The organism is Spirosoma sp. KNUC1025 (assembly GCF_045160025.1).
In the GTDB taxonomy this organism is placed as follows: domain Bacteria; phylum Bacteroidota; class Bacteroidia; order Cytophagales; family Spirosomataceae; genus Spirosoma.
In genome coordinates, this window is record NZ_CP087139.1 from 4,584,056 (window position 1) to 4,610,849 (window position 26,794).

Sequence of the window (26,794 nt, forward strand, 5' to 3'; positions counted from 1 at the left end):
ATGACTTAATGACCCATGACTTAATGACCAATGACTCTTTCAAATGTCAACCCCGACCTTAAACGTAATTGATTACCTGATCATCGGCATTGTGCTGATTATCAATCTGTATTTTGGGTTACGCTATGCCAGAAACCAGCGTACCACGGAAACTTATTTTGCGGCCAGGGGCCGGGTGCCAGCCTGGGCAATCGGTATGTCGCTGCTTGCGACGCTGATTAGCAGTGTTACGTTTCTGGGCTACCCGAGCGAAGGCTTTTCGTCGAACTGGATTTTGCTGGTGCAGGGCCTGATGGTGCCTATCGTATTGCTCGGAACCATCTGGTTTATCGTACCCCTCTACCGCAAAGTGATTGGACTCAGTACGTATGAATATTTCGAAAAACGCTTCGGTTCCTTTGCCCGTTACTATAGCTCTACTGCGTTCGTTCTCAGGCAGTTTTCATCGATGGGAACGGTCTTCTTTCTGCTCTCGGTGGCCCTGACCAACATGACCGGTGGCGATACGTTCTACATCATTGTGGTTGTTGGGTTAATCATCATTACGGTCAATCTGCTGGGAGGTATCGAGGCTGTTATCTGGCTGGATGTGTTTCAGGGATTTATGCTGTTTGCCAGTGGTATACTCTGCGTCATTGTCATTCTGCTGTCGGTCAGGGGGGGCTTCTCGGAAGTCATTAGCGTTGCCTCTGCCAATAACCGAACGGGTTTTGGGCCGTATGACCTCGATTTCACCAAACTGACTTTCGTGGTCATGGTTATCAACGGTGCCTTTTACGCTGTGCAGAAATACGGAACCGACCAAACCGTCGTGCAGCGTTACCTGACGGCCAAAACCGATAAAGCCGCCATCAAAGCGTCGATTCTGGGCATCTCCCTGACCGTACCGGTTTGGGCATTATTTATGTTTATCGGCACCGCCCTGTTTGTCTATTACAAGCAGCAGCTTCTGCCCGCCGGTATGCGACCGGACGCCGTTTTCCCGTATTTTATTATGACAAAATTCCCGACGGGTGTGGTCGGGTTCATCCTGGCGGCCATGATTTCAGCCGCTATCTGCAGCCTCAGCGCCGACCTGAATTCGCTGGCTGCCGTTGGACTGGAAGACTTCTACAAAAAATTTCGCCCCGCCCGCACCGACAAAGAGTACCTGACCATCAGCAAGACGATTGTTGTGATTTCAGGCCTTCTTGCTATCGGCATCGGCGCCATCTATCTACAGGCTGGCAATGAGGGCGTTCTGGGTATTGTCTTTACGCTGTACGCCATTTTTTCGGGCGGTATTGTCGGGATATTTCTGCTCGGAATTTTCAGTGCGCGCGCCAACAAACAGGGCGTCAACATTGCCATTGTGGTGTGTATTCTGTTTACGGCCTATGCGTTTCTGACCTCTACCAAAATTGGCTATGGCGACAATAAGAAACTGTTGCTGGACCTGGGGGCCTATAACTTTACGCATCACAAACTGATGCTCGGTGTATACAGCCATCTGGTCGTAATCGGGGTTGGCTACGTCGCCAGCCTGTTCTTCCCGAAGCCGGAGCTGGATGCCAATCTGCTGTACAGTGGCTGGCGGAAGAGTTCGAAAAAACTGGCAGTAGAAAATACCTCAAGGCTTGAAGCAGTTGGCAAAGTTGGAAAAATAGCGGTATTCTTTCTCGTCTTTCTCGGCTTGACTGCCTCGGCCCAAACCTCTGACAACCAATTCAGAAAACCACTCAAAGAGGTCATCAGCCAGATCGAAAGCCGATATTCGGTAAAGATTCGTTACCCCAAGGATTTAGTCAAAGATAAATACGTAACCTATGCCGACTGGCGGTTCCGCCCCGCTGATGTAGAGAAAACAATGACGAATATTTTGTCGTCGCAGGACATTACGTTTGCCAAAGAAGGGGATAAAAAATACAAGCTTCAACCATTTCAATACCACCTCAAAACCCCCGACGAGGGCAGGCAGCAACTGGCTTATTTAGCGTCTCTGTATACAGACGTAACGAGTTGGGAAAAGCGCAAAGCGGAACTAAAAAGCTGCATGCAGGAAGCCCTGAAGCTGTCGCATCTGCCCGCTAAACCCAACAGCCAGCCCATCATCACCAACAAACGAACCTTCGACGGCTATACAGTCGAGAACGTAGCGATTGAAACCCTGCCGGGCGTCTACGTAACTGGTTCGTTGTATAAACCCCTCAATACCAAAGTACTGATGCCGGTTATGCTGAATCCCGACGGTCATTTTGGCGATGGGCGCTACCGGGCCGATAGTCAGTATCGCTGTGCCATGCAGGCCCGCATGGGGGCGATTGCGTTTAGCTACGATCTGTTTGCCTGGGGCGAATCGGCCTTACAGTTCAACCCCGAAGATCATCGCCGGAGCCTCGCTCAAACCATTCAGATTCTGAACGGAATGCGAAGCCTGGACTGGTTATTGACGCTAAAAAATGCCGATTCGAAACGTGTCGGTATCAGCGGAGGTTCCGGTGGCGGAAGTCAGACGATGCTGCTCACTGCCCTCGATGATCGTATCACGTTGAGTGTACCCGTAGTAATGCTTTCGTCGTACCATAGCGGTGGCTGCCCCTGCGAAAGCGGAATGGGTGTACACCTGTGCGGCAACGGCACGAACAACGTCGAAATTGCTGCTATGGCTGCTCCCCGCCCCCAATTGGTTATCTCCGACGGTAAAGACTGGACGCAACACGTACCGGATACCGAGTTTCCATTTTTACAACGTATTTACGGATTTTACGGGAAGGATGCGGCTGTTTCTAATACACATCTACCGCAGGAAGGCCACGATTACGGCAAAAGCAAGCGGCTGGCTCTGTACGATTTTCTGGCAAAAAAATTCTCGCTTGATCTCAGAAAAGTACAGGACAAAACCGGGGCTATCGATGAGTCGACATGCACGATCGAGAAATACCCGGCGATGTACGTTTTTGGCGAAAAAGGCGAAAATCTACCCACAAACGCCATTCGCAAGTTCGACGATCTGGAGAAACTGGTCCAGTAAATGTAGAACCGAAGCTCCGGATTCGGCGTGTCTTATCAACTGGTCTGCTTTAACCCGAAGCCGGAGCTTCGGCTCTACACAAACCTAGTTTGGCAGTATCAGCAACAATTTACCAGCGATCTTCAAACTGGTAACCCTGAACTTTGGGATTCAAAAGACCTATGATAAGCTGAGTAAGACCTGGACGATCATGGATGCCAGTAATCTCGCTGAGAACGAGCATTTAACGCTCACAAAGTAGATTTTCTTAAGGGTGCATGGTTAGCATTCCGAAAGTTTCGATCTTTCGGAATGCTAACCATAGTCATCTCCTCGCTATGAACATCAAACTTGTGTATCTTCTCCTGATTGATTTGTGTCTGGGTGTTATCGGAAGCTTCAACCAACCCATTCACGGTCATTACGCCATCAAAAACGTTCAGACAGGGTTACTCCTTCGGGTGCAGGACGCCCGCAAAGCCGATGGCACACCGATTGTCGCTTATTCGCCGGTCAACTGGAAATGCGTTACCTGGGATTTTGTGCATGTCGGGGGTGATACGTATCAACTCCGCAACTTATTCACCAGCAAAACGCTTCAGCCTGAACATGGAAAACCAGCGGAAGGTGTCAATCTGGAACAGCAGCCGTTGGTAGCTTCACAGTCCAATCAGGAATACGAATTTGTTGACGCTGGCAAAGATACGTACCGGATCAAGCTCAAAGGGTCAGATCTTTACATTACGCCAGTCGATAGCAAAGGGTCCGTCAATTCCCGCATCATGCTGGCAAAGAAATCAGCGTCGCAGGCGCAGTTATGGACAATCTACGAACAGGACCCGCAGATGTAAGCTAAAAGGATCAGAGCATTTCGACACCGTCAACGCTGCTGTTAAAAACAAACCGCCGACTTTGACCTTATTGTAGCCTGTTCACTACGTCGCCCCGGCGGGATTCAGGTGTTACATTCAGCGATTCCAACCTGCCGTTTTTCAGCACGGCTTCGACGGTGGTGTTGTAAGGTGCGTGGAGTTTGACGTGAACATCCCAGGTTTTGGGCCAGGCCGGAAACAGGTAAATTTTCTTTCCATCCGCCTGCAACAGCATTTCCTGCAAGCCGATCATACCAGCCCCGCCCCAGTTATGATCGGGCGTCCAGTCGAAGCCGGGTCCCCAAAAGGCCGGAAAACGGCGACCCGAGTTACCAAGTTTTAGTAAAGTCAACCTAGCTGCCTCGTCGGTCAGGCCGAGTCGGGCCGCAAAGATGTTGTCCTGTTTCCAGCCAACGTGACTACGGAATTTCAGTACGTCTTTATCAAACCAGTACGTATTGAGAGCGGTGTCGAGGCCCGACTTTCCGATGCCGTAAATCCCCCACGGAAACACCGGATACAGCTGGGGCGACTCTACATTATTGATCCGTTCCCAGACTTTTGCGGGGGCAATGGTCGGTCGCCCATCAAATGACCTGAACGAAATCGGCGGAATGCGATGGAGCATGGCTTCCCAGATTTCCCGCTTTTCAGCGGTCAGATACGTATCGGGCAACTCCAGCAGTCGGGTAAGCACAGTCCGCAAAGCCGAAATGGTCGAGGTCGAGTTGTAAGCCATCTTGTAGGTCTCAGCCCCTGAGCCCGGATAAAGGACCAGTTTTTTATCGGCATCCAGCGCTTTGCTGCCCCGCTGTTTAGCCAGATACTGATAGTGCTCGTCGAAAAACGTCAGGCAGCTTTCCACCAGCGGTATGTAGGGCGAAATATCCTGACCGGCGTAGCGTTCGGTTTCCAGCATCATCAGGCAAAATTCCAGTACCGTATCCCATTCGTATTCGAGCCAGGCGTTGTATTCCATCCCCTTGTCGTAACCGGCCGGGCGTTTCCAGGCATATTCGGCGGAGTTGGGCAAGCCAAAATTTTCGATCTGTTCGGTGAAACTAGCCCCTCTATGTTGCCAGTAGACGGCGGTTCGAAGTTCAGCATTTTTTAATAGCTTGAGGTAAAAGTCGAACTGGGGTTTCATCAGTTGCCAGTCGCCACTTTTTAGCATGGGCCAGTACACAAGCCGCTGGTTTTGAGCCGTATGGATTCCCCTCCCCAGTTTCGGAAGTCGGGCGTATAGGTCAGGGTTGAATCGACCAGGACCGGGTCGTAGGTAAACAGTCCGCCATTAAACTTGGTCGGGTATTTGCCGAACGCGTTGCAGCCGAGCATGTACCGAAACAGCTGATAATTCCGGGCAATCTGCCACTGAGGTGAGTCCGTCGGGGCCGAAATAGCGATGAAGCTTTTGGTCCAGAAATCCTGCCACCAGGCTTGTGTCTTTGCCTGAGCGGTTTTTGCCGACGTACCGGCTTCCAATTTTAGCTGTTCGAGGCCCCTTTTCCAGTCGTCAACACTCGCTGACTGATCGGAATGCAGGGCCAGAATAAGCGAATGATTTCGGGCGGCTGACGTACTGCTTAATTTCCAGCCCCTAAAATCGGCATTCAGATACCTCCCCTCATATGTGCCGGATGGCCTCATCCCCTTACCCGATAGGCTGCCGCCAAATGTCAGATTCATGAGAGGATTAAACAGTTGGTGTTTTACGCTGTCCATCCCCTGCTGCTGCACCGTTACGTCAAAAACTGAGCGTTCAGCGCCGTTTCGGTGATAAAAAATGAGCTCGCTGCCCGCGAATTGAATCACATCTTTCAGGGTTTTTACTTCGCCCTGCGGAGCCCATTTGTACGAATTGGCGTTGTTCTCTTTGCCTTTCGTTACGTGGTCAACGTAGCGCCAGCTTTCGAAAGATGCCTCCGCTTTCAGGGCTTTGTTGCTCGACACATCCACATGCACGACCGGCCGGAACACGTCAACCCAAATCGTAATTTTCGCTGAAAGCCCCGATTTTTCGCCCTTGATATCGATATGCCCTTTATCGAGCACGAGTTCCTGTCGAAAACTAGCGCCTTCGTCGAACGGATTGGGCGACAGTTTGAGCCGAACCCGTCCCAGTTTCAGCACCGTATTGTTGTGATCGAACGTACCGCTTTTTGCAACATAGAACAGCAGATCGCCGTTTTCAACCCATACGTTCAGGCCAATATCACCACCGCCACAAGAAATTGATTCTGATGAATTTTTGCTCTGACTCGCCCACACTACGTTATACTGACTGACCGTAACAGGCTGACCAAAACAACTAGTTAACCCGTTACAAACCAAGAGGTTAGCTATAAAGAAACTGGCAAAAAGTCGTGACATAACGAAAGCAGGAGTAGTACGTAGCAAGGCTAATATGGTATAATTAAAGGAGAAAATAGTAGAGATCACCGTCAAATTTAGAGAGTAAATTTGTGAAGCTGCTTCCCAAAAAGCGCTGATCGTTTTTACGTTAACGGAAAGAATGTAGAGCAGGAAGGTTCACGAACCTTTCCGGCGAGGTTTTCAGAAACCTCACTTGGTCTGATACTTAAATCCGACCTCACAACAGCAGAATGAAACACAGAAAACACTTCGGATTTGTCTGGTTGATCGGACTCCTACAGGCAACGGTCTGTCTGGCGCAGTCGGCGACTGTTCTGCCGACGGATCACCTGAAAAAGTACGTAACTCACTTTAACCAGATCGACCAGGAAGAAGCTGTAAAAAACTACGTACCCAACGATCAGGCGTTTGACTGGCTATCTAAAAACATTCCGCTCTTTGATTGTCCGGATTCCGTACTGAACGAAATTTACTACTACCGGTGGTGGGCTTTTCGGAAGCATCTCAAACAAACGCCAGATGGCTATATTTTTACGGAGTTCATTACCAAAATGAACCACGCTGGTAAATACAACGCCATTAGCAGCGCCCTTGGCCACCATATTTACGAGGGACGCTGGCTCCGGAATCCACAGTACATGGATGACTACATTTCGTTCTGGCTCTACGTCGATCCCAGGCATACAGTGCAGCGATTTCATGCCTTCAGCAGCTGGGTCGATGATGCCGTTTATAACCGCTACCTGGTCAATCTCGACAAATCTTTTATCCAGAAAAATCTGCTCACGCTGGATGCCGACTACCGCCAATGGCAGCAGGAGAAGCAGTTGCCAGGCGGGCTGTTCTGGCAGTTCGACGTTCGCGATGCCATGGAGGAATCGATCAGTGGGTCACGAAAGGAGAAAAACCGGCGACCAACCATTAATAGCTACATGTATGGCAATGCGAAAGCACTGGCAGCGATGGCCGCACTCGTTCAAAACGATACGTTACAGCGCCGATACGAAAAACTGGCAACGACCCTGAAGAAACTGACGCTCGATAGTTTGTGGAACGGTACTGACCATTTTTTTGAAGTAAAACACCCCAACGGAGCCTTCGCCAATGCCCGCGAAGCGATTGGTTTTATTCCCTGGTATTTTAACCTGCCCAACGATACGCCTGAATACGTCCGGCAGTGGGATCAACTCATCGACACAACCGGCTTTGACGCACCTTGGGGCATTACCACCGCCGAACGTAGGCATCCGCTTTTTCGGACACACGGCTCCGGCCATGGCTGCGAATGGGATGGGGCTGTCTGGCCGTTTGCCACAACCCAAACCCTGAAAGGTTTATCGAACCTGCTCACCGACTACCGAAATCAGGGCCGCATGAGTAAGAGCGTTTTTTATGACGAACTTCTGAAATATGCCCGTTCGCACACCATGAACGGGCAACTCTATCTGGGTGAATATCAGGATGAAAAAACGGGCGAATGGCTCAAAGGCGATAATCCACGTAGCAAATTCTATAATCACTCCGGTTTTGCAGATCTTATCATCAGTGACCTGATTGGCTTGAAACCCCGCACTGATAACGTACTGGAAATTCATCCGCTGATTCCGGACAACCGATGGGACTGGTTTTGCCTGGACAACGTACTATATCACGGCAAAACACTCACGATTCTGTACGATAAAACTGGAAAACACTACGGTAAAGGCAAAGGCTTTCGGGTTCTTTCGCAGGGCAAAGAAATTCTGCATAGGGACAAACTGGAGCCGGTTCAGGCAAAAAAGTTTTAACCGGACAGGTCGGAAAAGCAACTAGCCGAAACGGTCAGGCTTTCGGCTACATAGCGTAATTACCCTTACAGGCTTATGCCCTGACCAGCAGCGATTTTGACTTGTTCAAGTACTGTCGTTTGTATTCCAGCGGGGTCAGCCCTGTTACTTTTTTAAAGTGACGATAAAAGTTCGATACGTTGTTGAATCCACAGTCGAAGCAGATGACCTCCGTTGGCGTTTTGTCTTCGATCAGTGCCCGGCAGGCATGGCTAATCCGAATCTCGATCAGAAAATCGTAGTACGTTTTATTCGTCATTAGTTTGAAATACCGACAGAACGACGTAACGCTCAGGTTGCTGATGGCCGAAATTTCTTCCAGCGTAATTTCTTTTTTATAATTCGACAGTGTATAGCTGCATACCGTATTGAGCCGCAGTGAATCGGTTTCGTTCGACTGGTAGAATACGGCCCGGCCATTCACAATCGACTCATATTCATCGGTTTCGGCTAATATTTTCAGAATCGAGAGCAGAATAATGATCTTGTCGAGATTGCTGGCTGTCAGGGCCCGATGCATCAGTTCAGCAAGCTTCGCATTGGCCTTACCCGTAAGGACCATGCCACTTTTCGCTTTTTCATACAGCTTCGGAATCAGGTACGCTTCAGGGAGTTTTAGCAGGTCTTCACCCAGACAGTCGGGCAAAAACTGAATAACAATGACTTCAATATTCAGCGAGTGATCATTGAAAAAATACTCTTCGTTGCTACGCCAGGTGTGGGGCAGGTTCTCGCCGACAAACACGATCTCACCCGGCGAAAAGTTGCTAATATTATCGCCAATAAATCGGACTCCTTCCCCCTCAGAATGTAGTGCAACTCCAGCTCAGGATGATAATGCCAGATGTTCTTGAAATGGGGTAAGATATCGTGCCGGACTGTGAATGAACTCTCCAGTTTGGCAGTCACCTTGCGAAATAATGGCTTCATGGTTGTGAACGATAATAATTGAGTTTAGTAGCGGTTGACTTGTCAGTAAAATTCTCAATCGGCCTCCAGACGACGTAGACGGACTTTCTCCCCGGCTTTTTCCGCTTTCTAGGCATAGGCCAAAGCACTCTGGCAATATTTATACAAACTTAAACGAATCAGCGTAAATAATTCATATTTATTCTATGATAATTTCCTATAATAAATTGACAAAAAAATGCATTTATGCCCAAAAAATGTACTATATTTTTGTATGGAATTGTAGAAAAGTATTGTTAAATCTCGATTTTATCTTCTTTTACCGCCTGTTCATCAAGAAGATTTTCGCCAATAACTGCCCAACTACGGTTCGCTGATTCAAGTACGTTTCTAACCTTGTAATGACTCATAGCCATGACGCCAAAAAACTTTCTGCTAAGCGCTCTGATCACTTTTGCCAGCGCGGCTATGACTCTGGGTCAGGAACAAAATAAGGAAAGCAACGAGGCTGCGTATACACGGGTCGTTAACGAACGGGCGGCCAAAATTGTCGCTACCCTGAACCTCTCCGATCCGAAGCAATCGACCCGCGTGCAGGAAGCTATTGCCCAACAGTATAAAAGGCTGAATACGCTGCATGAAAGCCGAAAACAGGAACTGGCTACCCTGACGGAGACGGATAAAAAAGAGGCTGTGGAAACAGAAACAGCCAGCAAACTGGCTAGCTTGCATAAAGACTATCTGACCGCGCTCGCCCACGAACTGACACCGCAACAGATTGAACAGGTGAAAGATGGGATGACCTATGGCGTTCTGCCAATCACCTACAAAGGGTATCAGGCCATGCTGCCCGATCTGACCAATGAACAGAAAGGGCAAATTCTGACCTACCTGACAGAAGCCCGCGAACGCGCGATGGACGAAGGCTCATCGAAAGAAAAGCACGCGATGTTTGGTAAGTACAAAGGGCGAATCAATAACTACCTGTCGGCCGCTGGCATCGACATGAAAAAGGCGAGTAAAGACTGGGAAGAACGTATCGCCAAGGAAAAAGAGGCCGATAAATCCCGAAAATAAGCGTATTCGCTGCGGAAATGCCTGTTGTGCGGCAGGGCGGTTAAGTCTGCAAACCCACTATGACAAATCGATTATCCTTCTCCCGTACATCCCTTAAAACTGACACCTTTTGCCACAATTTTAATTGATTAACCTATCATGCTCCTGGCTTTTCGAATTCAAAAACAAAAACTCCTCACCAGCGCTGTCCACCTGGCCGGTGCGCTGATGCTGGGCGGCCTTACGGAAGAGGTCAGCTATGCGGAGAACCGGAATGGAGGCTCTCACCTGATTTCACCGAAGGTTACGGCTCCGCTGGAAAATATTACCGGAACGGTTAAGGACGCGAAAGGCCAGGCTTTGCCCGGCGTAAACGTCCTGATCAAAGGGTCTAAAACGGGGACGGTTACGGATATTCAGGGTACGTTTCGGCTGAACTTACCTAAAGGAAACGAAACACTGATTTTCAGCTATATCGGTTTCAAAACGCAGGAAGTTCCTGTCAATGGGCGCACGTCGCTGGCGGTTAGCCTGGAGGAAGATGCGGCTGCCCTGAGTGAGGTCGTGGTGGTTGGGTACGGTGTACAGAAAAAAGCGAGCCTGACCGGGGCTGTGGCGTCGGTCGATATGAAAGCGGTGCAGGACCTGCCCGTCAATAATTTATCGGCCGTTCTGACCGGGCAATTGCCGGGGGTGGGGGTGTCGGGAGGTACCAGTCGGCCGGGTGATAACGCGACCATTACGGTGCGGAATCCGGTCATTCTCTCCAAAGATGGCGGTACGCTGCAGCCCCTGTACGTGATCGACAACGTAGTCCGCTCAGCGGATGATTTCAATGCCCTCGACGTATCGGAGGTAGACGCCATTTCGGTACTGAAAGATGCCGCTGCCGCTATCTACGGGGCTCGTTCAAACCAGGGGGTTGTAGTGATAACCACCAAGCGCGGTAAAGCCGGGACGCCAAAATTCAGCTATAGCGGCTCAACGGGTATTTCTACCGCTACATTGCCCCAGATGATGAACGGCGCTCAGCAGGCTACGTATCTGAATGATCTGAACTATGCTGCTGGCAAGCCGGCTACCGATCCGCTCATCTATACCCCCGACGAACTGGCGTACTTCAACAATCACAATACCGACTGGCTGCGTACAGCCTGGCAGCCCTCTACCGTACAGCGCCACGCCCTAAACGTGAGCGGTGGCAACGAGAAGGCAACGTATTTCGCCGGAGCTTCCTACAATGCACAGGACGCCAACTTCGACAATATCAACACCAACAAATGGACGTTCCGGGCCAGTGCGGATATGCAGGTAACCAAAGGCTTAAAAGCGGCCCTCTCGCTGAGCAGCTACCTTGGCAACAAGCGGATGTATTACCTGAAACAGGGCGGTGAAAACCCGGAGAACGACATGAAAAGTCTGCTCTATACACCCCAGTTTGCCCCACCTTCGATCAATGGATTACCGGTTCTTCTGTCGAGTTCGTCGAATACAAACACCATCGACGCGTTTAACTTCTTCGCGGTTCAGAATTCCAATAACTACACACAGACCAAATCAACCGGTCTGAATATCACGGCCAACCTGGACTATGACATTCCGGGCGTAAAAGGGTTAAAAGCGCGGATTCTCTACAGCCGCACCTTCGATAACAGCTTCGGCAAACAGTACGGCACCAAATACAATGTGTACAGCTTCTCGATGCTGGGCGACCACAAGCACATTTACGGGGGCGATGTCATCAAAACGACCACCCTGAACAACGGCGACCGGGTACGTGTCAATCCAGCCTATATTGATACGTATCAGTTCAACGGGTACCTGAATTATGATCGTCAGTTTGGCAAGCATCAGATAACCGCCATCGCCTTCTTCGAGCAGGCTGAAACCCACGCCGATCAGGTTGCGGCCATGGCCGAAGGCGTCATTATCGGTGGCTTAGACAATATGCGATACGCTACGGGCACACAAACAACCTCGGAAACGGAATCGGAAACGGGCTTCCTGTCGTATGCCGGACGTATCAACTACAATTATGCCAACAAGTACCTTTTCGAAACGGCCATTCGGTACGATGCCTCCACCAATTTCGCACCGGAGTATCGCTGGGGTTTGTTTCCGTCGTTCTCGCTGGGCTGGGTGATGTCGGAAGAGCGTTTCTTCCGCGACAATGTGCGATGGGTTGATTTCCTGAAAGTGCGCGGTTCGTTAGGCTTCATGGGTGGCGACGCAACCAAACCCTACAACTGGCTGACCAGCTACTCAATTCAGCAGGGTAAAGGCGCCGTATTTGGCGGCAACTCCGACCGACCCCTGGTCGTAACGCCCAACAACGCCATGGCCAACCGTCTGGCACGCTGGGACAACAATACGAAGTATAACATCGGCCTGGATGCCCAGTTCCTGAAAAATCGCCTGTCGGTAACACTTGACGCGTTCTACGATCACCGCTACAACATGCTGACGAGCCTTACCTCATCGGTACCGCTGCTGGTCGGTGCCAACCTGCCCTCCGAAAACTACGCTACCATCAATGGCTTCGGCACAGAACTTTCGGTAGGCTGGAGCGACAAAATTGGCAGTGACTGGTCGTATAAAGTCAATACGTTCTTTACCTGGAATGACAACAAACAGATACTGGTGGATGTCGACAAAGGGAAAATCGGTACGTATCTGGACCCAACCGGCCGGTCGAGTGACATGGGCGTACTGGGCTATCACTACCTGGGAATGTTCAGAACCCAGCAGGATGTGGATCAGTACCTCGAAAAAAATCCAGGTTATACGCTCTTTGGCGCGGCTCCCAAACCCGGTATGCTGTACTATCAGGATGTGAGAGGCCCGAAAGATGCTTCTGGGCAGTTCACCGCACCAGACGGAAAGATCACGGATGCCGACATGGACTACCTGACCAACAAAGCCAGTAATCACTACAACATCGGTTTCAACTTCTCGGCATCGTATAAAAACTTCTCGCTAGCTGCTGTCATCGGGGGTTCGTTTGGCGGACAGGCCATGGTAGAGGGAACGGCCCGGGCACAGGGAACGCTCACGGCGAACCGTCCTGTTTTCTGGGCTGATCACTGGACACCCGACAATCCGAATGCGGCCTATCCAAGTCCGTATTATAAAGATACGTACACTGTCGATTCCCAGTTCTGGTTCGTCAACGCTACGCAACTGGCCGTTCGGAACTTTAACCTGTCGTATGCAGTACCAGCTGCCATTGCCAGCAAACTCAGAATGAGCAACGTACGGGTTTACCTGGTGGCAACGAACCCGCTAAATCTGTACAATCCCTACAGCTGGAAGGCAAACTCAGGCAATTTCGATGCGTACCCAATGCTACGTTCGTACTCGATTGGCCTAAATCTTGGCCTGTAAACCCCAACCGATACCATGAAACGTTTCCATAAATACATCGTCGCTTTCTGTTCATCGCTTGCTCTGACGAGCTGCATGGACGTACTCGATAAAACGGACTTAAGCTCTACCCCTGGGTCGCTGATTTTTAAAGATTCGGTGCTGACCCAGATGAACCTCGACTACATCTACGACCAGAACCTGCCCGCTCCCATTGGCAGCCTTGGTCCGGAGCCTATCAGCATCAGCGGGCTATCTGACGAGTCGTACGGAGAGAGCAAAATTTTACAGGGTACGCTGCTCGTCAACGAAATTGGTGATTTCGGTACGAAGCTCGACCCAACCAACAATTACGGCAAAATCCGAACCATCAATACGTTTCTGAATGATGTAAACACCGGAACGCTGCCACAATTCACCAAAAACAAACTCCGGGCACAGGCGCAGTTTTTCCGGGCGTGGCGGTATTTCGATCTGGTTCGGCTGTACGGCGGGGTGCCTCTGGTACTTACTCCTTTAGCCGCCGTGGGTGTGGAAGCCAAACAGGCGGATTACCTGCCTCGAAACACCACTACAGAAAGTTTTGCCCAGATCGTTAAAGACCTTGATTCAACCATTGCATCGGTACCGGGGCGCTGGTCTGCCAGCAGCGATTGGGGACGTATCACCAAAGGTGCAGCAGCCGCCTTCAAAGGACGGGTGCTGTTGTATGCGGCCAGCCCACAGTTTAATCCGGCCGACGATCAGACCAAATGGCAGGCTTCATACGATGCCAACAAACAGGCGTATGATCTGTTGACGGCCAACGGTTTTGGCCTGCATGCCTCCTTCGATCAGATGTGGTTTCAGGAGGTCAACAACCCCGAAGCGGTGCTGATAACGGGGTATAACACGGCGACGGGCGACCAGGCCCGGAAGAACAACGGCTACGACAATGCTACCCGCCCCTCGTATGCCGGAACAGGTGGTGGCTCGAACCAACCTTCCTGGGAGATGGTAAAAGCGTTCCCGATGCTGGATGGCAAAAAACCGGGTGAATCGACAAAATATGCGTACACCGATCAGCTGTTCTACAAAAACCGTGACCCCCGTTTTGACAAGACGATTGCCTATAACGGAGCTACCTGGCCGCTGAACGGCAACACGGCAAATAAAGTGTGGACGTATTTTGTCAATGGCAAAACGATAGAATCCAAAGCGACCAATACGGGTTTCTACACCCGCAAAGCCATCAACCCGTCGGTTAGCTCGGGCGACGCCCAGTATTCGGGCACCGACTGGATGGAAATCCGGTTCGCGGAAGTGCTGCTGAATCTGGCCGAAAGTGCAACCGGCATTAATAAGCTGGACGAAGCTTACACGCAGCTGAAAGCCATCCGCAAACGGGCTGGCCTTGAGGCTGGAACGGACGGGCTGTATGGGCTGAAAGCCAACATGACCCGCGCCAAGATGTTCGCTGCGATTCTGTACGAACGCCAGATTGAATTTGCTTTCGAAGGCAAGCGTTTCTGGGATTTACGTCGCTGGAAGCTGATCGAAAAAACGCTGAACGACGCCCGGAGAACAGGCGTTGTCATTAACCTGAAAACAACGGGCGTACCCGCTGATTTCGCCACGAACCGCGACAATGTACCGCTTGATTCGGCCTATGTCAATTATTTCACACTGACGTTCAAGCAGCTCGACACCAAATATGCGATTGCCTGGAAACCGGAGTATTACTACTTCGCCATTCCGCAGTCTGCTATTGATAACAACCCCAAACTCATACAGAATACTACCTGGGGCGGGGCTTTCGATCCGGTGAAATAATCTGGGTCGCACAACTTCCCGAAACATAAAAATTTCGGGAAGTTTCAGATTTAATTCTCTCAAAATAGTGAATAGGTTGGTGTAATGATTAAACTTACCGAAACGTGGCCGCCCAACGGTTTTTACCGGGTAAGCGGTGTCTTTCGGTAAGTTTTTTTGCAATCGTATGAAAACCTTAGTCTGTACCACCCCGGCCAATTTGACTATCTGCCGGGCATTAAACCAACACCCGCTCCGGGTCGGGCCATTATTCAGATCAAACGGATTGGTATCTGCGGAACGGATCTGCACGCCTACGAAGGCACACAGCCGTTTTTTGCGTATCCGCGTATTCTTGGTCATGAACTGGCTGGCAAACTCGTCGAGGCCGATGGTGCGCCCGATTTTTCGCCCGGCGACGTTATTACGTTCATTCCATATTTCAACTGCGGTACGTGCATTGCCTGCCGGTCGGGCAAGACAAACTGCTGCGTGAATTTACAGGTGAGTGGCGTACACATCGACGGTGGCATGGTTGAGTACCTGTCGGTTCCCTCCTATTCGCTGGTACATGGTCAGGGGCTGAGTGTCGATGCGCTGGCGCTGGTCGAGCCGCTGGCGATTGGTGCCCACGGTGTGCGTCGGGCTGCGGTTCAACCCGGTGAGTTTGTGCTGGTCGTGGGGGCTGGTCCCATTGGTCTGGGCATTATGGAATTCGCCCGTATTGCTGGTGGTCAGGTAATTGCGTTAGACATCAACGAGTCCCGGCTGGCTTTCTGCCGGAATAAGCTACAGGTGAAACATACCGTAAACGCGCTGTCGGATGACGTCATGGAGCAACTGAAGACAATCACCAACGGCGATATGCCCACGGTGGTAATCGATGCAACGGGCAGTTTAAAAGCCATCAACAACAGTTTTCAGTATATGGCCCACGGCGCCCGTTACGTACTGGTGGGGCTCCAGAAAGGCGAAATCAGCGTTAGCCATCCCGAATTTCACAAGCGCGAAGGTACGTTGATGAGCAGCCGAAACGCCACTCGTCAGGATTTCGAGCATGTGATTGCGAACATGAAAAACGGGCAGGTCGACCCAACTACGTACATCACCCACCGGGTCGCGTTTGGTCAGGTTGGCGAGCAATTCGCTAGCTGGCTCGATCCGGCCAACGGCGTTATTAAGGCTATGGTAGAACTTGAGTGAGCGTGGGTAACATCCACACCATCTGACAAATCGCAGGAATGTTGACGCCCATGCTGTTGCATGGGCAGATCATTTCACTACGTATCGACCTTTAAATTAATCCATTAAACGGGCTTTCTCTCAACAAAATACATTTTGATATCCCCTTTCCCCTTAGCGTTAATCTTACCGCGATAGTCGAACGAAAAGCTGTCGTTGTCTTTCAGCAAATTAAAAACCGTCTCGCTTACGTTTACTTTGCCCGGCTGGCCATTGCTTTCGATTCGGCTGGCGGTATTTACCGTATCGCCCCACACATCGTACTGAAACTTTTTGACCCCTACTACCCCTGCCACTACGGGTCCGCTATGTATGCCTATGCGCATCTCAAAAGCGGGCGTACCGTTCGTATCGTTTTCCGCTTTTCGTTTCGCGATGAACTCCTGCATTTCCATCGCTGCCAGAACTGTATTTTGGGTTGAATGCTGATCTGAATTGGGGAGATTCCCCGCTGCCATATAGGCATCGCCAATCGTTTTGATCTTCTCTATTTTGTATTTTTCCGTAATGAGGTCAAAGGCTTTGAAGCAGACGTTGATTTCTTCCACCAAATGTTGAGGTGACATCTTTTCGGCCGTTTGGGTAAACGATTTGAAATCACTGAAAAGTATAGCAACTGAATTAATATTCTGCGCATCGACCCGCCCTTTTTCTTTCAATTCATCGGCAATCTCTTTTGGTAAAATATTAAGGAGTAATTCCTCAGAACGGTCCTTTTCTTTTTGCAGGATTTCCTTTGACCGTCTAACGTAATTCAGCCGACTCCACAACCCGATAGCACCAACGAACAGTAAGCCTAATGTAACAAGGATAACGTTACGTTGCTTTTCTTTTTTCGTACTTCTTCTTTATGTTTTTGCTGAATAATGTACGCTTTTCTGGCATGAACAACGCTATCGACAAGTTGCTGTTTTTGAAACTCCATATTCTGCGTTTGGCTGGCAATTTCCTGCGATTGCAAACTGTCTTTGTGTGCAATAGATTTCTCATAAAAGCGGAGTGCCGAACGATTATTTCCAAGGGATTTATAGGATTTGTAGAGGCATTCGCAGGCGTCTCTTTTTAGAGTTAAGGCGCCTAACTGTTCAGCAATGTTTAATCCTTGTTTACAGGCATCGATTGCCTGATGGAGTTTATTTATTCTGGTCAGCAAATGCCCAATCGAAATTTTCGATTCGCTAACGTGCTGTAAATTATTAACTTCCTGAGCTATAGCCAGACAGCGCTCATAATATGGAATTGCCAGGTTTAGTTTATTCTGACGACCAAACAAATCACCCAGGCTGAGCAGGACTTCCATCTGTCTTGTTTTGTTTCCTAATTTACTGGCAATCAGTAATGATTGATTGAGATAGTTGTAGGATTCGATGTATCTTTTTTGCTTCATGTAAATGCTGCCAATCCCATTCAGAATTTGTGCAATCGAAACCGAATCGTTTAAGGCCTTATGCATATTGTAGGCTTTTCGATAGTATACCATGCCGTTGAAAAGATCATTGATAACCACATAAATACCACCGATATTTTGTGTAGTTGCGGCAATAACTTTTCGATCCCCCAGTTTTTGCTGCACATCAATGGCTTGTTTATAATACTCAAGCGCTTTAAGCCGGTTGCCGAGGTAGTAATACGTAGCACCTATATTATTTAATATGGCTGATACACCCTTTTTATTGTCGATCTTTTGAAAGGCCGCTTTGCTCTTTTCAAAATTTTGAAGAGCTTTTGTATAATTTCCCTGATAAGAAAATGCGGTAGCTATTCCATTCAAACTTTTCCCGAGTCCCTCCTGTTGATTATGTTTTTGATAGATCGGTAAGCTTCTTTCGAAATGAATTAGCGCTTCAGCGTAATTCCCAGCATCCAGTTTCGTGTCGCCTAGTTTAAATAAACTGTCAGCCAGTTGTTTATTCTGTTGATGAGCGGATGGGCTGGGCTGTGCACACACGGTTCCGGCGCTGATAAAGAAAACGAGAATTGCAAGAAGTTGCGCGATACGTTTCACGGTGGGTGTTGCTTGCAGTTAGGTGAATTTCCTGGATTCCTATACGGCCAGGGTTTTCTTATGTATAAATCCACCCTTGCAGGCATGTTATAAGAAACCCTGTAATACCTTAGTAAGACGTACCAGGAGGGATTCTGCCACTATCAACCTAAACATGTATGGGACAACCCGATTTTACCGACCTATTAAAACGCAGCATCCCGAAACGTCTGACGTTTCGGGATGCTGATTATCTCTACTCTTTTCTAGGTCTTATGCCACCGATTGAAAGGTGTTTTTCAGGGGAAAGTCCGGGCGAGACGATTCGTTGAATAGGGTTGCTTTGCGCTTTTTGTGATAGAAAATATACGAACCAAAACCCAGCGCCACAAAGATAAAAATAGGCGCCCACTGGACGAGATCTTTACCACTATTCGCGACGGAATACGTAGCGCCCAGTAAATCGAAAATAAGACCGGCATACGCCCATTCTTTAAGCCGCGGAAAGCCCGGAACCAGAATTGCCACCACACCCAGGAGTTTGGCCCAGCCCAGAAACGGGATGATGTAGGTAGGATAGCCCATTTCATGAAATCCCTGCACCGACATTGGATTGACCAGGATATTGGGAATGGCCGAACCCAACATAACAAATGCAAACAAACCGGTTAAAACCCAATAGATGATTTTTGTCTTTTTCATGGCTCTTCGATCTACAATTTTGTGTTGTGCTGTTGTTTACTGACGTAACAAATTTACCACTCTTTACCGACTCCGGGAGGGGGTGAAAGCGGCAATAAAAGGGCCGTTTGCGACAATCTTTTTATCAGATCCCAACGCACACAATCCGTTGATAAATAGTTGATTTATTGCCACTTAACGTCAATAAAAAAGAGAGACACCCCACAGAGAAGGGAACGGCAGGCCTGTTTTGTTGGTTTTTTAAACGGGTTTGTCTAGTAGTGTTTATTCGTTCTTTACGGGGTAACGCAGCTCCGGGAATTTCCCATTCAGTTTCCTACGCGAGCATTAATGTAAACGGTCATCTGTTCAGTCAGTCGGTAAAATAATGGAGAAGGTTGTTCCTTTTCCGACTTCCGATTCGGCCTTGATAAGGCCAAAGTGATTGCGAACAATTTTTCGGCAGTATGCTAACCCGCTTCCTTCGCCCTTCCGAACTTTATCGTAGGGGGTAATTTTGAAAACAGATCAAATATTTTTTCAAGCTGCGATTTTTCAATTCCTATTCCGTTATCAGCTATCCGGATTTCGACATAGTGCGATTTAATGCCTGCCGATACGTCCTCATTAACTTCCGAATCAGCTAATTCAGTGCATGAAATACGTATTTCAGGGACTACATCTTTTCGGGAGAATTTAAGCGCGTTGTTGATCAGATGATAGAATAGTTGCTCCAATTGCAGGGGTATGGCCCGAATCGTTGGAAGTTCATCTACCTCAATAATGGCATTCTTTTCCGTTATCTGCTTGGTTAAATGAGAACACACTTCGAGTAGGCTATCATTTAAATCAACAAGTTCAAAACGTGTATCCAGTTCATTCAGCACCGAAAACGTGGATAAATCTTTGAGCATGACTGAAAATTTCTGCGCACTGGAATCAACTTTTTCAGCCAGTACTTTTGCTTTATCGCCATCCTTTTTATCCACTGCATCGATCAGCATACCACTGAAAAGCCTGATTTTTCGGAGGGGCTCCTGCAGATTATGGTTGGTAATATTTCGGTATTGCCGATTTTCGTCGACTGAGTCCGTTAATTGTCGGTTCAGTTGCTGGATAGCCGTGTTACTCCGCTCCAGAAGTTCAATTTGCTGTAAATGAAAGGATATCAAATCCACAAACAACTCGAATATACCAATAACCTTCGAATTATTGAGCAGCGCAGGTCGGGGATCAATGGCACAAAGTGTCCCAAAGAATTCCCCGGTTTTCAACGTAATGGGGAATGAAATATAACTTTGAAAGCCATACAGTCTGGGCGTGTAATGATCTTTGTATTCATCACTTTCTGCTACGTGGTCGATAATGACGGGGTTACGCTGGTTGCGGATCTCATTACAGATGGTCGTTTCGATCGCCAGTTCCCCGCCCGGCGCCAGCCCAAACTGAATGTTGTCGAGAACACTACAGGCAATCCATCGATCTTCGGTAATACGGGCAACTGCGGCAAAACCCATTCCGGTTGTCTGACACACCACATCAAGAATAGTGGGTATAATCGAGATCTGCTGAACCCGCTCAATATCCTTGATTAAATTAACGTCCGTATAAATCATTACCCTATCTGATATCTCCCGTAGTCGTTCGAGACAAAGCTATGGCCTTGCCTCAGCAGAACTCAGCCGAGTGTAAAGCAATTTACGCAAATCATTAAATAATTGCTGTAACTACGTGCTTTTGCTTGCTAAAGCCTTTTTTATGGACTCTTTCTTCAGTTTGGGCCAAACCATATCATTAGACGCAAAGTTAAAGCCCAGCACGCCTATAGTCAGTACTTTATTTTGAGAAGTATGCTGGAAAAGGTTTCTGGCATCTTTGATGATACGTCTATACTAAATGGCAACCAAATTATCAGGCAATCGGACAAATCAGCCCGTGTACGTGCTTGTAATAGAAGACAATACCGATCAGCAGGATCTTATCGCTAATTGCCTACAGGCACCCATTGATCAGACCAGGGTGATTTTTGCATCAACGGCAGATGAAGCGTTGAACATCCTGAGCACCAGCGCCATGGAGTACTATAATTTCCCTGAGGCTGCTCGTACTCAACCTGGATGCACTGCATGAACAAACGGGCTGGCAACTTATTCTGAGCGTACGTGCCGCTTACCGGCATCTGCCCATTGCCGTGATGAGTTCGGATCAGCAACCTGTTACAGCCATGAAGGCATATCAGCTTGGTGTCCACTCGTTTATGGTAACACCGGCTAGCCAGACAGAACGCATCCGTAAATGGCAGGAATTAGCTACGTATTGGCTGCAGGTGGTTAACCTCCCCCCTATGCATTAAGTTGAATTGGCTAATAAGTCAGGCGCCCCTGCCCTACATTACGGTTAAATCGCCGGTCAGTTTATACGTTTTTCCTTTTTCGGTTGTCAGACGCAGCTGTTTATCGCCATATCGTAGCACGCAGGGCTGACCAGCTCTGGACGTAATATCAACACCGCTCAGATGGCCGTTTTGCCAGCGGATGTTGAGGACAAAACCACCCTGCGCACAGATGCCGTTGATATAGCCCGTTGGGAAGGCCGACGGCAGGGCTGGGAGTAAGTCGACCATTGGGGTGGCCCCCTGTTTACCCTGGCTTTGCAGGATCATTTCAGCAATGCCGCTTGCTCCGCCAAAATTACCATCGATCTGGAATGGCGGATGGGCATCGAAGAGGTTAGGATACGAACCGCCCCCTGTTGTGCCCTCGGGCGAGATAGCCGGCCGGAACAGCAGTTTGAGCATATTGTACGCATGATTTCCATCGCGGAAACGGGCCCAGAAGTTGATTTTCCAGGCCAGACTCCAGCCCGTTCCTTCGTCGCCCCGCTCCAGCAACGACTGCCTGGCGGCTTTCATCAGATCGGGAGTTTCTTCCCACGTAATGTCGGTGCCGGGATGAACGCCCCACAGATGTGATACGTGCCTGTGGGTGTCTTTGGGGTCATCGACATCCTGCAACCACTCCTGCAACTGACCGTGCTTGCCAATCTGATTCGGAGCGATCTGGCCATACATCGTTTTGATCGTATCGCGAAAGGCATTATCAGTACCTAAAATCTCACTGGCAGCCATGCAGTTTTTAAACAGATCACGAATAATCTGATGGTCCATGGTCGGGCCAGCAACCAGACCACCGTGTTCGGGTGAGTTGGATGGCGTACTAATGAGCCAGCCCGTTTTAGGGTCTTTGACCAGAAAATCGACGAAAAAGCGGGCGGCCTCTTTCATGATCGGGTACGCCCGTTTTTGCAGAAATGGCCGGTCCTGCGTGTACTGATAATGCTCCCAGAGGTGATGGGATAGCCAGGCGCCCCCACTTACCCAGACGCCGTGGTTAGATGCGTTGATGGGAGCCGTTCCGCGCCAGAGATCGGTATTGTGATGGAGTACCCAGCCACGGGCGTTGTAGTGTGCTTTTGCCGTTTTTCGTCCCGATTCAACCAACTCGTCAATTGCTGCAAACAGCGGCTCATGGCAGGCCGGCAGGTTCAGCATTTCGGCGGGCCAGTAGTTCATTTCGAGGTTTATATTCGTCGTGTATTTACTGCCCCATGGCGGAGTGAGCAGGTCGTTCCAGATGCCCTGCAAATTGGCCGGTTGTGACGCTACGCCGTCGCGGCCTGGACGCGAACTTGAAATCAGCAGGTACCGACCATATTGTACGTACAGGGCTGCTAGTGCCGGGTCCGACGATTTTTCGAACTGTTGCAGCCGCTCATCGGTAGGCAGTTGCTCATTTGGCGAGTGGCCCAGATCGAGTGAAAACGTACTGAAATAGGATTGGAACTCACGCACATGGGCCGCTTTGACGGCATCGAACGTTTTAGTACGTAGTGTCTGCAATGGTCGCTGGCTCAGTGTAGCCGGGTCGCCGGAAACGTCTTGGTAAGATTTGAAATTTGTACCAGCCGTCAGATAGAGCGTTGCTTCATCAGCTTCCGAAACAATGAGTTTACCGTCTGAAATGCTGAGCTTACCTTTTTGGGTTTGAATACGCAACTGACTCTCTCCACGTAACGCACCGTTCTTAACTTGCACCGATAGGGCAATGGTTTGGTTGTCAATTTTCCGCACAGAACTCTCTTTATGGGGACTATCCAGCGAAGCCTCAAAACTGATTTTTCCAGGCTTACTGGCTGTCAGGTGAACGGCAATGACCTGATCGGGAGCACTAGCCAGGTACTCGCGGGTGAAACGGACGCCATTAGCCTGATACGTAACGCGCGAAAGTGCCGTCGTCAGGTCCAGCTCACGGCGATAGTTTGTGGCCTGTTCCTGTCCTTTTAACTTCAGCCACAGATCACCAAAAGGTTGGTAGTCGGCCTGATAGCGCGGAGAAGCGGGCGGGCTATCGTTCTGAATCCAATAGTTGAAAGGGCGACTGAGCGGTACGCCATCGGTAGGTTGCTGACCGACGGGATAAACCACAAATGTCGGCTGACTGGTTTTCACCCCAATGAATCCGCCCTTATCGAACAGATTGATAACCTGAATGGCCAGTTGATTTTTGCCAGCGTTTATCCTTGCCGCCGGAATTTTATACCGTCGATTTTTGGCAATGCCTTCGTCGGAACCGATCAGCTCACCGTTCAGGTAGGTAAAATCCTGATCGCGAATACGGCCCATATCGAGCACAACATCTTTCCCCACCCAGGCTTCGGGCAACTCAAACGACGTACGAAACCATACGGCTCCATCCAGTCCTTCCAGTCCCGCTCTCTCCCAGCCATCCGGTGTCGGTACATTCATCGTTTTCCAGGAACGATCATCGAAGGCTGCCGAGGATGGATTCCCTTTCGATTCCGTCAAGCGACGAACCATCGCGAACCAATCTACTTTTTCCTGTGAGTAGTCATCTTGGTTGCTCTGGCGTCCCATGAAATGTTCCTGCGCCAATTTTTCCGCTTCGGCCTGCTTCCCGTCGGCCAGTAGCTGACGGATTTGGGGTAGATATTGAGCAGCTCCTTCTCGCTGATATTCGCGGGGACTGCCCGTCCAGAGCGTCGCTTCGTTGAACTGAATATGATCCTCCAGAATCCCTCCGAAAACCATGCCGCCAAGCCGACTATTGCCAATGGGCAGCGCTTCAACCCACTGATTGGCAGGTTGTTTGTACCACAATGCAGACGTTGACAGAACGGTCGGCCGGGGCTGTGCTACACAGAATGACGTAGCTACCCAAAACGTTAGGGTCAGGAAACGGGTCGTTTTCATAATCAGCACAAAAGTAAATCCACAAGCCCTTTCAGAACTTATAGGTTTTTAGCCAAATGCTCTACGATCTTGGAGTAATTTGAGGTTGACTATTAATTCCTTTGTCCGTCTCTGCTCGTCCTCGATAGTACCGAGGATGAGCGATGAGCGAAATTGTTGGTGGGTAAGCTATAAATGGTTTTAACTTTGTTAGCGTAGCAAAGGGTACTGTAAAATAGCAACCAAGACACTAAAGAAATCCGTGCCACCTCTGGTAATACGCGGACGAAATGCAGCGGGTAAAATTATTGAAGGGTCAATTCCTGCCGGTGAGTTGTCTTCGGAAGACCCTGGCCTGGCTATCCAACGGATATTAGCCAAACACAAAGACATTAAGCCTACGCCTGTTCTGCCTGAATGAATCCCGTTTTCCCCAATTCGTTTGTGCTGGTAGATACCGGTTTATTAAGCCGTTTCTTTTTGAAAAAGCCACAGATTGTGGCCGCCTACAATGAACTGTTAACCTCGTCTGTTCCTGTTATTTCGGCTAGTGTATATATTGAATTGATGCGATGGCTGGTTAATATCCGGGGCCGCATAGTTGATCCAATTTCTAAAAGCGAGTTTGATGCTATTCGCAGGCAATTAGACAAGTACGTGCAATTGAACCATGGAGATTGCATCGAGCTGGCTGTTGAGGTTTGTCGACTCTATCTAGATACTGGTCTTGGCGACTGCTTTACAATTGGAGTCGGTTTATTTTTTGATATTCCCGTTTTCACGCTAAACCAAAAACACTTCGAACGAGTGGCGGGACTTCGACTTTATCGCCCCAGCAATTACGAATTACTGGAAACCAATTGACCTAAGTTATCCTCTGCTCATCCGCGATTGTATCACGGACGAGCTACGAGCCAGCTAGTGAAACGCTGCATATAGCCCTATCATCGTCAGAATCAGGGCAATCCATGTCATCCAGACTCGTTGTGTCGGCTTGATAATTAGCTCATTTCCAGTTGCATCGACTACGTAAACGGACGGGTTTTTATCCAGTAAGGAAATCAGCATGGCCTTGATCAATAAGATCATGAAAATGGAAAACGACAACAGCAGATAGTGCGGCCAGAACACGAAACGATCAGGCGGGAAAACCCATAAATACAGGATACCCACACCCAGACTAAACACTGAACCGATTGACAAAACTGTGTTTACGGCACTTCGGGTAGTTCGTTTCCAGAAAACGGTTAGCAGAAAAACGACGGACAACGGTGGTGCAATAAACCCCAGCACCGACTGGAATACATCAAACAGGTTCAATCCTTTGATACTATCGATGGCCAGTGCCATACCGACGGCAAACAGACAACCTGCAATTACAGTCAGGCGGCCAACCCGGATAATGTCCTGATTGCTGGCGTTTGGGTTAATTTTCTTGACGTACACATCCATCGTAAACACCGTACTGAGCGAATTCAGCGACGAACCAATCGTACCGACCAGCACTGCAATCAGCACGACGATGACCAGTCCGTTCATACCCGGTGGAAACAGGTTCGTAACCATCGTCATGTACGCTTCAGCGGGGTCTTTGAGATTGGGAAACAGGATAAAGCAAAGGATGCCCGGCAGAATGAACAGCGGCAGCGACAGAATTTTGAGCCAGCCGATGAAGTTGACGCCCAATTGACCCTGCTCCAGATTGCGCGCTCCCAGCACCGACTGCACCATCGCCTGATCGGTACAGAAAAAGGCCACTGCAGCCACCGGATAGCCCAGCAAAATAGCGGGCCAGGGATATTTGGTATCACTGGCCGGATGGATCAGACTCCAATATTCGGCTGGTGCTTTCTGATAAACAGCCGCCAGACCACCAACTTTATTGATACCAAGTATCGTAAGCGTTAGTGACACGCCAATAAGCAGCAGCATCTGAAACACATTGACGCGGGCAATGGCTTTCAGTCCGCCTGTGTACGCGAACAATCCGGCAAAGAGCACCAGCACAATAACCGATTGCCACATGGGAATACCTAATATTTGACGTACCAGAAAACCACCCGCAAACAGTCCCAGCGACAGCCACGAAATCAGCATTTTAATCAGCGCGTACCAGGCCAGAATTGTTTGCGTGGATTCACCGTAGCGTTTTCCCATGAACTCAGGCATGGTCATTACGTTAGCAGCCAGGTATTTTGGCGCAAACACGATGGCCAGCAGAAACAGGAACACAAACGCGTACCAGTCGAAATTGATGGCGACGATACCCGTACTGTACCCAATACTCGCAAAGGCCAGCAGCATGGACGGGCCCACATTGGTCCCCACATATTGAATCCAATACTCGCCCAGCCCAGCGACTTATTCGCCAGAAACAGTGTCTCGTCAGCCTGCCCTTTTTTCGGCCGACTAGCCCGATACCCGATAATCGCCAGAATGACTAGATAAGCCAGTACA

Annotated in this window: 20 protein-coding genes and 1 pseudogene; 11 read left to right on the top strand and 10 right to left on the bottom strand. The window is 49.3% G+C overall.

What is annotated here, in order from left to right:
* The first annotated feature begins 43 nt into the window (after window positions 1-43).
* Together LN737_RS20170 and LN737_RS20175 are read left to right on the top strand one after the other, a co-directional pair.
* Window positions 44-3,010, top strand: a complete 2,967-nt coding sequence (locus tag LN737_RS20170) for a sodium:solute symporter family transporter (RefSeq protein WP_405511625.1) — start codon at window positions 44-46, stop codon at window positions 3,008-3,010.
* A 317-nt stretch (window positions 3,011-3,327) separates the two neighbouring features.
* Window positions 3,328-3,840, top strand: a complete 513-nt coding sequence (locus LN737_RS20175) for an RICIN domain-containing protein (RefSeq protein ID WP_405511626.1) — start codon at window positions 3,328-3,330, stop codon at window positions 3,838-3,840.
* Between the two features lie 67 nt (window positions 3,841-3,907).
* Here the strand turns inward: LN737_RS20175 and LN737_RS20180 are convergent, their stop codons facing one another.
* Entirely contained in the window at window positions 3,908-5,035 is a 1,128-nt protein-coding gene (locus LN737_RS20180) for a hypothetical protein (RefSeq protein ID WP_405511627.1), read from the bottom strand.
* A complete protein-coding gene (locus LN737_RS20185; RefSeq protein ID WP_405511628.1) occupies window positions 5,029-6,234 on the bottom strand; it encodes a DUF5703 domain-containing protein in 1,206 nt (401 codons plus the stop codon). Before LN737_RS20185 ends, LN737_RS20180 begins: the two co-directional genes overlap by 7 nt.
* Before the next feature lie 233 nt (window positions 6,235-6,467).
* Here LN737_RS20185 and LN737_RS20190 point away from each other — a divergent pair, with 233 nt between their 5' ends.
* Window positions 6,468-8,024, top strand: coding sequence for an MGH1-like glycoside hydrolase domain-containing protein (locus LN737_RS20190; RefSeq protein ID WP_405511629.1), 1,557 nt, complete (start codon window positions 6,468-6,470; stop codon window positions 8,022-8,024).
* A gap of 73 nt (window positions 8,025-8,097) precedes the next feature.
* Here LN737_RS20190 and LN737_RS20195 read toward each other — a convergent pair whose 3' ends face one another.
* Entirely contained in the window at window positions 8,098-8,808 is a 711-nt protein-coding gene (locus LN737_RS20195) for an AraC family transcriptional regulator (RefSeq protein ID WP_405511630.1), read from the bottom strand.
* 578 nt (window positions 8,809-9,386) lie between these two features.
* On the opposite strand from LN737_RS20195, the gene LN737_RS20200 reads away from it, so the two are divergent.
* The 4 genes and pseudogenes from LN737_RS20200 to LN737_RS20215 all read left to right on the top strand — a co-directional run bounded on the left by LN737_RS20200 (window position 9,387) and on the right by LN737_RS20215 (window position 16,385).
* Entirely contained in the window at window positions 9,387-10,049 is a 663-nt protein-coding gene (locus tag LN737_RS20200; protein WP_405511631.1) for a DUF3826 domain-containing protein, read from the top strand.
* Between the two features lie 138 nt (window positions 10,050-10,187).
* Window positions 10,188-13,412 carry a TonB-dependent receptor gene (locus LN737_RS20205; RefSeq protein WP_405511632.1) on the top strand — a complete coding sequence of 1,075 codons (3,225 nt, stop codon included), beginning with the start codon at window positions 10,188-10,190 and terminating at the stop codon, window positions 13,410-13,412.
* Between the two features lie 15 nt (window positions 13,413-13,427).
* Entirely contained in the window at window positions 13,428-15,203 is a 1,776-nt protein-coding gene (locus LN737_RS20210) for a RagB/SusD family nutrient uptake outer membrane protein (RefSeq protein ID WP_405511633.1), read from the top strand.
* A 166-nt stretch (window positions 15,204-15,369) separates the two neighbouring features.
* Window positions 15,370-16,385, top strand: a pseudogene (locus tag LN737_RS20215) (zinc-binding alcohol dehydrogenase family protein).
* Window positions 16,386-16,489: 104 nt separating this feature from the next.
* On the opposite strand, the gene LN737_RS20220 reads toward LN737_RS20215, so the two are convergent.
* The 5 genes from LN737_RS20220 to LN737_RS20240 all read right to left on the bottom strand — a co-directional run bounded on the left by LN737_RS20220 (window position 16,490) and on the right by LN737_RS20240 (window position 20,705).
* Window positions 16,490-17,194: an adenylate/guanylate cyclase domain-containing protein gene (locus tag LN737_RS20220; protein ID WP_405511634.1), complete on the bottom strand. Its 705-nt coding sequence runs from the start codon at window positions 17,192-17,194 to the stop codon at window positions 16,490-16,492.
* Between the two features lie 26 nt (window positions 17,195-17,220).
* Window positions 17,221-18,429, bottom strand: a complete 1,209-nt coding sequence (locus LN737_RS20225; protein ID WP_405511635.1) for a tetratricopeptide repeat protein — start codon at window positions 18,427-18,429, stop codon at window positions 17,221-17,223.
* Window positions 18,430-18,681: 252 nt separating this feature from the next.
* A complete protein-coding gene (locus LN737_RS20230) occupies window positions 18,682-19,110 on the bottom strand; it encodes a DoxX family protein (protein WP_405511636.1) in 429 nt (142 codons plus the stop codon).
* A 348-nt stretch (window positions 19,111-19,458) separates the two neighbouring features.
* On the bottom strand, window positions 19,459-19,605 hold the full coding sequence (locus LN737_RS20235) for an ATP-binding protein (protein ID WP_405520471.1): 147 nt from the start codon (window positions 19,603-19,605) through the stop codon (window positions 19,459-19,461).
* On the bottom strand, window positions 19,560-20,705 hold the full coding sequence (locus LN737_RS20240; RefSeq protein ID WP_405511637.1) for a GAF domain-containing protein: 1,146 nt from the start codon (window positions 20,703-20,705) through the stop codon (window positions 19,560-19,562). The genes LN737_RS20235 and LN737_RS20240 overlap by 46 nt, the downstream gene beginning before the upstream one ends.
* 280 nt (window positions 20,706-20,985) lie before the next feature.
* Between LN737_RS20240 and LN737_RS20245 the strand changes: the two genes are divergently transcribed.
* Together LN737_RS20245 and LN737_RS20250 are read left to right on the top strand one after the other, a co-directional pair.
* Window positions 20,986-21,219 (top strand): hypothetical protein, encoded by a 234-nt coding sequence (locus LN737_RS20245; protein ID WP_405511638.1) that lies wholly within the window; start codon window positions 20,986-20,988, stop codon window positions 21,217-21,219.
* A gap of 94 nt (window positions 21,220-21,313) precedes the next feature.
* Entirely contained in the window at window positions 21,314-21,442 is a 129-nt protein-coding gene (locus LN737_RS20250; RefSeq protein ID WP_405511639.1) for a hypothetical protein, read from the top strand.
* A 33-nt stretch (window positions 21,443-21,475) separates the two neighbouring features.
* Here LN737_RS20250 and LN737_RS20255 read toward each other — a convergent pair whose 3' ends face one another.
* A complete protein-coding gene (locus tag LN737_RS20255; protein ID WP_405511640.1) occupies window positions 21,476-24,358 on the bottom strand; it encodes a glycosyl hydrolase family 95 catalytic domain-containing protein in 2,883 nt (960 codons plus the stop codon).
* Window positions 24,359-24,599: 241 nt separating this feature from the next.
* Between LN737_RS20255 and LN737_RS20260 the strand changes: the two genes are divergently transcribed.
* Window positions 24,600-24,758: a hypothetical protein gene (locus LN737_RS20260; RefSeq protein WP_405511641.1), complete on the top strand. Its 159-nt coding sequence runs from the start codon at window positions 24,600-24,602 to the stop codon at window positions 24,756-24,758.
* Window positions 24,755-25,201 carry a type II toxin-antitoxin system VapC family toxin gene (locus tag LN737_RS20265; RefSeq protein ID WP_405511642.1) on the top strand — a complete coding sequence of 149 codons (447 nt, stop codon included), beginning with the start codon at window positions 24,755-24,757 and terminating at the stop codon, window positions 25,199-25,201. Before LN737_RS20260 ends, LN737_RS20265 begins: the two co-directional genes overlap by 4 nt.
* A gap of 54 nt (window positions 25,202-25,255) precedes the next feature.
* On the opposite strand, the gene LN737_RS20270 is transcribed toward LN737_RS20265, so the two are convergent.
* Entirely contained in the window at window positions 25,256-26,641 is a 1,386-nt protein-coding gene (locus LN737_RS20270; protein ID WP_405511643.1) for a sodium:solute symporter family transporter, read from the bottom strand.
* Window positions 26,642-26,794 lie beyond the last annotated feature (153 nt).

What these genes read in the sequence shown, in the direction of transcription:
- LN737_RS20170 (WP_405511625.1), top strand. Translation starts at nt 44, where the DNA reads ATGTCAACCCCGACCTTAAACGTAATTGATTACCTGATCATCGGCATT.
- LN737_RS20175 (WP_405511626.1), top strand. Translation starts at nt 3,328, where the DNA reads ATGAACATCAAACTTGTGTATCTTCTCCTGATTGATTTGTGTCTGGGT.
- LN737_RS20180 (WP_405511627.1), bottom strand. Translation starts at nt 5,035, where the DNA reads ATGCTAAAAAGTGGCGACTGGCAACTGATGAAACCCCAGTTCGACTTT.
- LN737_RS20185 (WP_405511628.1), bottom strand. Translation starts at nt 6,234, where the DNA reads ATGTCACGACTTTTTGCCAGTTTCTTTATAGCTAACCTCTTGGTTTGT.
- LN737_RS20190 (WP_405511629.1), top strand. Translation starts at nt 6,468, where the DNA reads ATGAAACACAGAAAACACTTCGGATTTGTCTGGTTGATCGGACTCCTA.
- LN737_RS20200 (WP_405511631.1), top strand. Translation starts at nt 9,387, where the DNA reads ATGACGCCAAAAAACTTTCTGCTAAGCGCTCTGATCACTTTTGCCAGC.
- LN737_RS20205 (WP_405511632.1), top strand. Translation starts at nt 10,188, where the DNA reads ATGCTCCTGGCTTTTCGAATTCAAAAACAAAAACTCCTCACCAGCGCT.
- LN737_RS20210 (WP_405511633.1), top strand. Translation starts at nt 13,428, where the DNA reads ATGAAACGTTTCCATAAATACATCGTCGCTTTCTGTTCATCGCTTGCT.
- LN737_RS20230 (WP_405511636.1), bottom strand. Translation starts at nt 19,110, where the DNA reads ATGAAAAAGACAAAAATCATCTATTGGGTTTTAACCGGTTTGTTTGCA.
- LN737_RS20240 (WP_405511637.1), bottom strand. Translation starts at nt 20,705, where the DNA reads ATGATTTATACGGACGTTAATTTAATCAAGGATATTGAGCGGGTTCAG.
- LN737_RS20245 (WP_405511638.1), top strand. Translation starts at nt 20,986, where the DNA reads ATGGCAACCAAATTATCAGGCAATCGGACAAATCAGCCCGTGTACGTG.
- LN737_RS20250 (WP_405511639.1), top strand. Translation starts at nt 21,314, where the DNA reads ATGAAGGCATATCAGCTTGGTGTCCACTCGTTTATGGTAACACCGGCT.
- LN737_RS20255 (WP_405511640.1), bottom strand. Translation starts at nt 24,358, where the DNA reads ATGAAAACGACCCGTTTCCTGACCCTAACGTTTTGGGTAGCTACGTCA.
- LN737_RS20265 (WP_405511642.1), top strand. Translation starts at nt 24,755, where the DNA reads ATGAATCCCGTTTTCCCCAATTCGTTTGTGCTGGTAGATACCGGTTTA.
- LN737_RS20270 (WP_405511643.1), bottom strand. Translation starts at nt 26,641, where the DNA reads ATGCTGCTGGCCTTTGCGAGTATTGGGTACAGTACGGGTATCGTCGCC.